This is a genomic window from Peribacillus psychrosaccharolyticus ATCC 23296, assembly GCF_000305495.1.
Taxonomy (GTDB): Bacteria; Bacillota; Bacilli; order Bacillales; family DSM-1321; genus Peribacillus; species Peribacillus psychrosaccharolyticus.
Genome location: NZ_AJTN02000047.1, coordinates 1 through 9,349, shown reverse-complemented (window position 1 = coordinate 9,349; position 9,349 = coordinate 1). Strand labels below are relative to the sequence as shown.

12 protein-coding genes and 1 pseudogene are annotated in these 9,349 nt (G+C 39.4%); 3 read left to right on the top strand and 10 right to left on the bottom strand.

The features are described 5' to 3' along the window. Window positions 1-354: pseudogene (locus WYK_RS04885) on the bottom strand (hypothetical protein); the annotation flags it as partial. Between the two features lie 180 nt (window positions 355-534). On the opposite strand from WYK_RS04885, the gene WYK_RS04880 reads away from it, so the two are divergent. Next, a complete protein-coding gene (locus tag WYK_RS04880) occupies window positions 535-1,047 on the top strand; it encodes a DUF3231 family protein (RefSeq protein ID WP_081704759.1) in 513 nt (170 codons plus the stop codon). 35 nt (window positions 1,048-1,082) lie between these two features. Here WYK_RS04880 and WYK_RS04875 read toward each other — a convergent pair whose 3' ends face one another. Continuing rightward, complete coding sequence (locus WYK_RS04875; protein ID WP_040373469.1) at window positions 1,083-1,658, bottom strand: undecaprenyl-diphosphatase; 576 nt, start codon at window positions 1,656-1,658, stop codon at window positions 1,083-1,085. A 404-nt stretch (window positions 1,659-2,062) separates the two neighbouring features. Here WYK_RS04875 and WYK_RS04870 point away from each other — a divergent pair, with 404 nt between their 5' ends. Further along, entirely contained in the window at window positions 2,063-2,629 is a 567-nt protein-coding gene (locus WYK_RS04870; RefSeq protein ID WP_040373468.1) for a competence protein ComK, read from the top strand. A 60-nt stretch (window positions 2,630-2,689) separates the two neighbouring features. Here the strand turns inward: WYK_RS04870 and WYK_RS04865 are convergent, their stop codons facing one another. The 8 genes from WYK_RS04865 to WYK_RS04830 all read right to left on the bottom strand — a co-directional run bounded on the left by WYK_RS04865 (window position 2,690) and on the right by WYK_RS04830 (window position 8,942). Further along, a complete protein-coding gene (locus tag WYK_RS04865; RefSeq protein WP_081704758.1) occupies window positions 2,690-3,190 on the bottom strand; it encodes a DUF6141 family protein in 501 nt (166 codons plus the stop codon). Between the two features lie 23 nt (window positions 3,191-3,213). Further along, the gene (locus tag WYK_RS04860) at window positions 3,214-3,729 is read right to left on the bottom strand and encodes a GNAT family N-acetyltransferase (RefSeq protein WP_040373466.1); all 516 of its coding nucleotides are present in this window, start codon (window positions 3,727-3,729) and stop codon (window positions 3,214-3,216) included. Beyond that, window positions 3,689-4,234, bottom strand: coding sequence for a GNAT family N-acetyltransferase (locus WYK_RS04855; RefSeq protein WP_040373465.1), 546 nt, complete (start codon window positions 4,232-4,234; stop codon window positions 3,689-3,691). The genes WYK_RS04860 and WYK_RS04855 overlap by 41 nt, the downstream gene beginning before the upstream one ends. A gap of 101 nt (window positions 4,235-4,335) precedes the next feature. Continuing rightward, window positions 4,336-5,109: an alpha/beta hydrolase gene (locus WYK_RS04850; RefSeq protein ID WP_051387313.1), complete on the bottom strand. Its 774-nt coding sequence runs from the start codon at window positions 5,107-5,109 to the stop codon at window positions 4,336-4,338. Then, window positions 5,106-5,906 carry an ABC transporter ATP-binding protein gene (locus tag WYK_RS04845; protein ID WP_040373464.1) on the bottom strand — a complete coding sequence of 267 codons (801 nt, stop codon included), beginning with the start codon at window positions 5,904-5,906 and terminating at the stop codon, window positions 5,106-5,108. The genes WYK_RS04850 and WYK_RS04845 overlap by 4 nt, the downstream gene beginning before the upstream one ends. Before the next feature lie 11 nt (window positions 5,907-5,917). Beyond that, complete coding sequence (locus WYK_RS04840; protein ID WP_040373463.1) at window positions 5,918-6,949, bottom strand: FecCD family ABC transporter permease; 1,032 nt, start codon at window positions 6,947-6,949, stop codon at window positions 5,918-5,920. After that, entirely contained in the window at window positions 6,942-7,949 is a 1,008-nt protein-coding gene (locus WYK_RS04835) for a FecCD family ABC transporter permease (protein ID WP_040373462.1), read from the bottom strand. Before WYK_RS04835 ends, WYK_RS04840 begins: the two co-directional genes overlap by 8 nt. Window positions 7,950-7,961: 12 nt before the next feature. Further along, window positions 7,962-8,942: an ABC transporter substrate-binding protein gene (locus tag WYK_RS04830; protein ID WP_040373461.1), complete on the bottom strand. Its 981-nt coding sequence runs from the start codon at window positions 8,940-8,942 to the stop codon at window positions 7,962-7,964. A gap of 193 nt (window positions 8,943-9,135) precedes the next feature. On the opposite strand from WYK_RS04830, the gene WYK_RS25090 reads away from it, so the two are divergent. After that, window positions 9,136-9,321 carry a hypothetical protein gene (locus WYK_RS25090; RefSeq protein WP_040373460.1) on the top strand — a complete coding sequence of 62 codons (186 nt, stop codon included), beginning with the start codon at window positions 9,136-9,138 and terminating at the stop codon, window positions 9,319-9,321. The last annotated feature ends 28 nt before the right edge of the window (window positions 9,322-9,349 follow it).

Genomic DNA, 9,349 nt, shown 5'->3' with positions numbered 1-9,349 from the left:
GTCAAGATTCGTGTCCAAACGGATCGCAATTTCTCCCTTCATAATCCTTTCTTTAATTTCTTTCGGGGTACTGGTGATGAGCATATTTTCAATCGGAATGTTTTCTTTGATTTTTTCCAAATTAATCGTTTGCAGCGTTGGCAGGACAGATAAAATACTTTTATGAAGTTCCTGTGTATCAATTAAAGAACGATAAAAAGAAACCCAATAGACTGCACCATTGTTAGTTTCTTGATAATTTAGGAAATCACTAGATGCAGAAAGGGTAGTAAATAAATCGGTTGTGGTGTCAAACTTAGTTAATTCGGTAGTAGGCTTTTTCTTGGTTTTGAATTTTTTCCTGTTACTAAACAATTTTGCCACCTCTAGTTTCAAGTATATAATCCTATCATCTGCAATTTATTTACAGATTAATCGTTCATCAAGAAAATGCCTCATGAATAATTTCCTCCGTTCAACACATACTAGTCGTTGTATTTGATTGTCCTTTTAAGGAGTAGAATCATGACACTAAATCAGATAAGGAGCGCGATTATGGGAATATTAAGTGGTAATCCTCAAGATGAACCCATGCATTATGGTGAAGTATTTGGGACGTGGACACACCTTACTACGAACAACGGGCTAATAGCCGCTTACCAAGCTTTCTTTAATCATGCTGGTGATGAGAAACTTAAGAAATTAATCCAAGAAGCCATTGAAGGAATGAAGACTGAAAACAAGCAGCTTGAAGAACTATTAAAAGCGAATGGCGTTGCTCTTCCACCATCTTCGCCGGAACGTCCAGCTGCTAATCTAGAAGATATACCCGTTGGAGCGAGATTTACTGATCAGGAAATCAGTGCAGCTCTTTCAATGGATGCGGCTGCGGGCTTGGTCGCCTGCAGTCAAGTAATGGGACAGTGTATTCGGGAAGATATTGCTATGATGTATGGACAGTTTCACATGGATAAGGCTCAATTAGGGGCAAAATTATTGAAGTTAAATAAGGAAAATGGATGGCTGATTCCGCCTCCGCTTCATGTGCAAAGACCGGTTAAAGAATAAGCAAGAAAACAGGCACATGCAACTGCATGTGCCTGTTAATTATTGATTCGGAATACTTTGTTCTCGAATTGGCTGTATTTCTCAAGCGATAGACGGACAAGTCGCAAGTGGGGAGTAATCCGGTACATGATCAAGGCAGCAAGGGTGGCAAGTAGGGCTCCAACGGCAACATCGGCAGGATAATGAACACCCACCCATATTCGTGAAAGACCCACGAGTCCTGCAAGCGGCAGCCAGATATACCATTGATGCTTACGCATGAGTGCAAAGGATACACAGATAGAGAAAAACACGATCGTGTGATCACTAGGGAAAGAATTATTGACTTCTTTGACGATTAATAAGTTAACATCCTTCAATTCCACAAAAGGCTGATAGTTACTATGTAGGGTACTAACCAATTTTCCGAAACATTCGGCAAGGATAAAGGAAAGGGCGGCTTGTATGACCATCAAACGATTATGGTAAATACGTGTAAACCAAAAAATCAATAAAAAAAGTGCAAGAAAATATAGCATATACTCTGCTAGGAAAATAAATAAAGGATTAATGAAGGGAAAATCTTTTCCTAAATCATTAATGGTTTGAAAAAGCGTAGAATTAACTGACAAGAAACGTTCCTCCTATAGGTATTCATCGGATGTCGGTGCAACAATGATGTGAGTATATCATATATTTTGACGTTAAAATGAATAAAAAGGAACCCTAATACAGTAAATGTTAGGGGATATTTGTTTTGTCGTCAATTAACGACAAGAAATGTCGAAGGAAAGATGTAAATTATTTGAATTTTTTGTAAATTAATAAGGACAAATAGCACTATATTTTTGTATAATTATTCCAAGATATACAGTTGAACAAGGCGGGGAGGTGAGTAGGATGTGAGAGGAAAAAAAAACCCCTCAGGCGGCGTCTGGGATGACTAATAGCCTGAGAGGCGAGCATCAAGTGTTTACCGATGCTATTATCAGTATACCCTCAATACTTATAATTTGAAACTGGAGGATAAGCTTAAATGATAATAAAAACGAAATATATCATTTTTCATGAAACAATTAGTCTTGAAACGGTTTATAATGAAAGCGCTTACGAAATGACAAAAGTCCGGCAGGGCGAGCAAATCTTTTTAGTCCGAAAAACCGTTTCACAGGTTATTGATGACAGCTTAACCTACTACTTTTCAAATCGGCCAGGTGCAGTCCATGGAGCTAAATCAGTCGTGGGCCCAAAATATCATATTCCGATTGTGCTCAATGCTGAAATGATTCTTATCTTAGTTCCGTTCGGAGGACCCACAAAAAAAGAAACGATTTGGATTGTGAACAATCACATTCGGGAGCATTGTAAATTAACCGCAAAAGAGACGTGTATTTCAACCAGCTATGGCTATAAGATCTTGATTCCTTTAAGTGTTGCACAAGTGGAAGATCGAATGGGAATCGCTGCTAGAGTTCATTTAAGGGCAATCACTACGCGAAGCAGGCAGATGAATTTCTTATTTGACCCAAACTGCGACATTATTGAAACAACTGAAACAGAGATGAAAATATACCGTTTAGAAGATTCAGTAAAGAAAGACTGATGTCTTAAACCAAAACAACAGGCTGTCAATCAAAGACAACCTGTTGTTTTATATATCTCTTTACATGACCGATTGAAGTACTTTTTCAAGTTCGTCCGGCTTTTGTGAGCCGATAACAATGGTTTTTCCTTCAGAGTAGAATTCAATGCCTTCTTTGCCGCGTAAATTGTACGCACGTTCTCCGTGAAAATTATAACGAATGCCGTACCCGCCAAAACGTAGAAGGGAATTATACGTTATCGTTTTTACATTCCGTATGTGATCGATTCGAAAATGGATAAAACGAATATGAAAAGGGATTAAGCGAATATATAATCCATCTTCACGAATTTCGGTTATCAATTTCGACTTATATACGGCAATAGGAAAGAAAACTCCCATTACAAGTACAAAGAGAAACAACAGCCAATCCGGCATAGGCTTATCTCCAAATGGTCGGCCATAAACAAATTGTTGAATAAATCCCCACCAAAAAACACCTGCTAAACATAACGCACAAAAATTAATAAACCAAAAATAGGGCAGCCGCTGGACTTCGCAAAATAGGATGTTTTTTTTCATCTTCATCGCCTCCTAATAACTGATTATCTCTTCCACTCTTCTTTCAACATAGCGTAATAATACTCATCCCACCAGCCGTTTCCATTCGGGATACACTGTTTAAAATAACCTTCTCGCCTCATACCAATCTTCTCCATAACCCGATAGGAGGGAGTATTCTGAGGCTGGCAGGTAGCGATAATCCGATGTACCTTCATTTCTCCAAATCCAAAATCTAAAATAGCTTGTGCAGCTTCAGAAGCATATCCTCGTTTATGATAAGCAGGATTAAACACCCAGCCTATTTCATAGGTATGTTCACCAAAATACCGGTGAAAGACCATATGCCCAATGAGAATATTTTCTTCTAATAATAGAACAGGAAATGTTTCAGCATGAACAACTGTGTTATTATGAACAAACTCTTTTGCATCTTCTTCACTGAAGGGTCCTTCAGGGATATACTCCATTACGTCACGATTAGAAGTATAGGCATAAACGGCTTTCCAGTCGGTTACTTCAAAGGATCGTATCCATAATCTTTTTGTTTTGATGTCCATTAATTGAACTCCGATCGTCTGAATAGATTGAATGAATTTTATTAAATATAAAAAGGTCCTGTTCTTTCGTAAAACCAATTTTCTCTGCCACTCGAATGGATTGATGATTTTTTGGATCAATAATACTAATTAGCTTATTTAAGCCTAAAGTGTGAAATCCATATTCCATGCAGCTCTTCGCCGCTTCTGTTGCATATCCTTTAGACCATTCGTTTTTGTTTATATGATAGCCGATCTCGACGTAGGTTCTATCGGCGATGGTTTGTGTAACCAGACCACAATCACCGATTAATTGATTATTTTCTTTCAAAAGAACTCCCCATAACCCAAATCCATCCACTTGATATCTTTCAAGATTACGTTTAATCCAGCTTTTCGTTTGTTCCTCACTAAAAGGCGCAGGATAAAAGGCCATGGTTTCAGGATCTGAAAAAATGGAGTGAAGAGAGGATAAATCGTCCATCTTAAAAGGTCTTAGAATTAATCGTTTTGTTTCAATAATCATCCTATGTTATCGACTCGCTTTCTAAAGGTTATATAATAATTTTACCATTTTTTAGTTATTTTGTATCAAAAAAAGGTTCCTGTTGAGGAACCTTTGGTGGATTATTGAGTAAAGCGAAAGGCACGACTAAGTATGGTCGGGACGACAGAGGCATGGTTTTCATCGGGTGCGATGAAGAGTTCAGCCGGATAGTGGTGATTGTTCAATAATTGAGAGAGTGCTGTTGCATCATCCACCATGAACTTCTCGTGTTCGCCAACTGTGAGTAAAAGCCGCTTTTGATCCGGGGTAGTATCCAAGTACTGCTGAGCATACTGAGTTAGTTCATGATTATTCCACCAAATGGACGGACTGGATGCTAGATAAACTTGAAATAATTCCGGCTTCGTAAATAAAACCCATAATGCGAAATAACCGCTTAGTGAGTGTCCAAATAAGCTTTGTTTCCTCGTATTAATAGGGTATGTGGATTCAATATAAGGCTTTAATTCTTGTTCAATAAATTCGATAAATTTCAGAGCACCGCCATGCGGCCCAAGTGTGCGGCCGTGTAGGCGCTCGGGATAGGAGTAGCTTTCAGCTGGTGCGGTAAAATCATAGAAACGGCGCGCATGCATCGTTTCTTCTGCATGACCAATGCCAACGACAATGGCGGGTTCTATCTGTGTTTTTATGGTATTTCTAGATTGCAGCTTGACCACGTCACGGGCATGCTGAAAATAGAAGCTGCCATCGAGTACATAGTGTACAGGAAATCCTTTTATTGGAGGCGTTTGTTTGGGTATGGAGACACAAATTTCATAGCTGTATTCTGCTAATACAGAAGGAAATATAAATTGTTCGCAATTTTCAAGAGTGACAGCGGAATGTTTCATGATTCAATTCCTTTCAGGTTATCGTAGCCAAAGCATACTGGTGTATTAGTCGCTGGGTCTTCCATAATCCGAGCATTAATCTGAAAAACGTCTTGCATGACTTCTTTCGTTAAAATCTCTCTCGATGTGCCGCATTTAATAATTTTGCCATCACGCATCGCAATGAGTTCATCCGAGAAACGGGCCGCATGATTGATGTCATGTAAGACCATGACGACTGTACACTGATGCATTGTATTCAGCTTTTTGACAATCTCTAAAACTTCTAATTGATGAGCCATATCTAAATAGGTGGTTGGTTCATCTAATAAAAGTATATTGGTTTCCTGTGCAAGGGCCATCGCCAGCCAAACGCGTTGTCTTTGACCGCCGGACAGCTGGTCAATTTCACGTTCACCGTACGTTTCTGTATGAGTAACTTCCATCGCCCATCTAATCATTTTTTCATCTTTATCTGTTAATCGGTTCACATTTTTACGATGCGGATAGCGGCCGTATGAAATTAACTCTTTCACTTTCAATTGAGCAGGTGCTGCAGGATTCTGTGACAATATCGCCATTCTTTGGGCAATTTCCTTTGTCGATATCTGCTTTATATCTTGATCCTGTAAAAAGACTTTGCCGGACTTTTGCTGCAGGATACGTCCGATTGTTTTTAATAAGGTCGACTTACCGCATCCATTTGGACCGATAATGGTCGTTATTTTTCCTTCTGCAATCGTGGCATGAAGATCCTCAAAAACTTTGAATTTATCATAACCAGAGGTTAACCCCTCTAATCGAAAGGCATGTACCATATAGAGGCCTCCTAATTTTTTGATTTGACTAGTAAGAATAAGAAATAGGGTATTCCAATGATAGAGACGACAACCCCAACAGCGAGTTCAGAAGGAGCAAACACTGTTTTTCCAATGAAATCTGAAAAGACAAGGAGAAGCATACCCACTGCTGCGCTTACGGGTATTACATACCGATGATGAATGCCGACAAGCTGTCTAGCGATATGCGGCGCCATTAACCCAATAAAGCCAATGCTCCCTGAAACAGATACACAAGCGCTTATCAAGCCTACACTAGCCAGCAGCAAGAGCTTCTTCTCACGCTCAATAGCTATACCTAAGCTTTTGATACTGTCTTCTTCTAACTGAAAATAATCGAGTAAATAGGCTTTTCTGTAGATGATAAAACTGAATAGAATGATCCATGGAAGAATGGACCAAACGTAGATCCAATTCGCACTATAAATACTTCCGGCCATCCATACAGCGGCCATTTCAAAATCCTGCGGATTCATTTTCAGCGAAATATACATCGATAGGGCGCCAAATCCGCTGTTAATGGCAATCCCTGTTAGTATCAAGCGCTGCATATCAATACGCTGGTTTTTGAAAGAAAAAAGAAAGATTAAGGCAGCGGCAAGGGTCCCGCCGACAAAGCCAAAGAAAGGCATCATCATGATGGAGAGATTGCTGCTCATGCTCACTGATTTTAAGGTAATTTGAAAGAAAAACATAAAAATGACAATCGCAGCACCAGCACCGGCATTAATTCCTAAAATACCAGGGTCAGCTAAGCCATTTTTGGTCACTCCTTGTAAAACAGCCCCTGCAATACCGAGTCCAATTCCGACGAGGATGGCTAAGATAATTCTCGGTAAGCGGAAATCAAAAATGACAAGATCGAATTTCTCATTCGGATCAATTCGTAAAAATGTCTTAATTACTTCCAACACGGTCATATCAAATGAACCATTCGTGATGTGCAGATAAAAGGCACCAAACGTTAAGGAAATCAGGATGATCAGCGTGAAAAGAAAACGAAAATTGGTTCGGTTACGCACGTTTCTCGCCTCCTCTAGTTCGAATCAAGTAGAGGAAGAAGGGAACCCCAATGATGGCTGTTACAACCCCAATCGGTGTTTCGAACGGGAAATTAATAAATCTGCTTGCTAGGTCACATACGGCTAAGAATACCGCACCAATAACAGCTGAGCAGGGAATCACAAACCGATAGTCGACACCCACAATAAATTTTGTTATATGTGGAATGACGAGTCCGACAAAGGCGATTTTCCCAACGAGTGCAACGGCTGTACCTGTCAATAAAACAACGGCGAGCATACTAATACCTTTTATCAAGTTCGTTTTTAGACCAAGTCCAATTGCGATGTCTTCCCCGAGAGAAGCAATGGTGATCGCTTTTGAAGCGAATAGAGCTAACAAGAGACCGGTCACTCCAAATGGAATGGATATCCAAAGTAAATTTGGGTCGACCATATGTATTTTTGAATTATACCAAACGCTGACGGTTTGAGAGACTTGGAAATACATCGCGATAGCTGTCGCAATACTGCTTAAAAACGTCCCAATCACCGTTCCGATGATAGCAAGACGGACAGGAGACAAACCATTTTTGATAAGTGAGCCAAACCCAAAAACTAATCCAGCACCGAGTGCAGAACCAATCATTGAAAGAATAATCATTTGATAGTTTGGTAGATTTGGGAAGAACACAAGTGTAATTGTGATAACAAATGCCGACCCGTCATTTACTCCCATTAAAGAGGGCGATGCTAAATAATTTCGAGTGATCCCCTGCATGATTGCCCCAGCTACTGCTAAAAAGGACCCCACAAGCAAGGCGGCGGCTACGCGAGGAAGACGAGAGGTGAGGATAATTTGATGATCCACATTATTTTCATCGAACGCTGTAAGAGCTTGCCAAGCTGTAAGAGCACTAATCTCTTTAGCACCATAAAGAATAGATAATAATATAGCTAAAGCAATGAAGAAAGGGGAGGATACCAAAATAAGCGCTGGTATCCTGCTAGTTTTCTTCATAATTAACACACCTTACTTAGAAAGATTTTCAATTGCAGCATCTAGGAACTTAATCTTAGACCATGCCGTACCGCCTTGAGCAAGCGGGTCAACCGAGTTTACAAACACTTTTTCATTTTTAGCAGCATCTAATTTTGAGAAAATCGGGTTAGCCATTAAGTCGTCTAAAGCAGCTGGATTTTCTGGATTTTCTGATGTTTCAAACTGCAAGAAAATCACGTCTGGATTTACCTTAGTAAGTGCCTCAAGAGATAATTCAGCTTGGGCTTTTGTTTGTGTGATAACGTCAGGAACAGGTGCACCTAAGTCTTCATAAATAACTGGGTTTAAGTAGACGTCGGCAGGATACGCATAAATCGCACCACCACGGATTCGAAGGACTAAGATATCTTTGTCTTTGAAATCTGCACTCATTTCGGCTTTAGCATCTGCAGCTTTCTTTTCATAGTCAGAGATAACCGTCGATGCTTCACTTTCCTTACCAGTTAAGTCACCTAAAAGAGTCAGGTTTTCTTTCCAGTTTGTCGAAATATGTGAATAAGGAATCATCGTTTGAACTTTATTTAAGTTGGCAGCTACTTCTTCTGTGTACTTAGATGATCCTAAAATTACATCAGGATCTAATGCTAAAATAGCTTCCTTATTTGGTTCACGTTTATCGCCAATAAGTTCAGCGCCTTCAAGTTCTTTTTCTAAATACGTAGGGATTGCATTCCCAATCGATAATACACCAGTAGGTTTTATGCCTAAAACAGCCGCATCTTCCATAGATTCTAAGCTTGCAGCTACAATATTATCTACTTTAGCTGGTAGTGTATAGCTCTCTTCTAAATACTTAATCGTCTGTTCAGCGTCTGCTTTTTCAGAAGATTTATCTACAGACGCGCTTTCACTAGTATCAGCCGTTGCTGGCTCACTTTCTTTTTCGCCATTGCAGGCTGCTAGACTTAGGGCAAGTAATGCGGATGTACCAACTAACCAATATTTTTTCATAATGTATGTATCGCTCCTATAGAATATTTGTAATACATTCCAATTATAATGAAAGTGATAATCATTATCAATGATTATTTATACTATTTTAAATTTTATATTATTCTAGAGTAATTTGGGGATTGTTTAAATACATAAAGATAGGGAATAGTATGAAAAGAGCGACACATGAAAATACAAGGAGGGAACATACATGCCATCGAATAAAATGGTTGGCGCGGTAGCATTAGGAGCAGCGGCCTTATTAATGCGTAACAAACAAACCCGCGAAAAGACAATGAATACTCTAAAATCATACGTAGATCCACAAACCATCGAAAACGTGAAAAGTAAGTTCCAGAACATCTCGAAAACCGAACCCCGTAAATCGATAAACTAACGATAAAAAAGAGTTCCTCCTTCGTAGG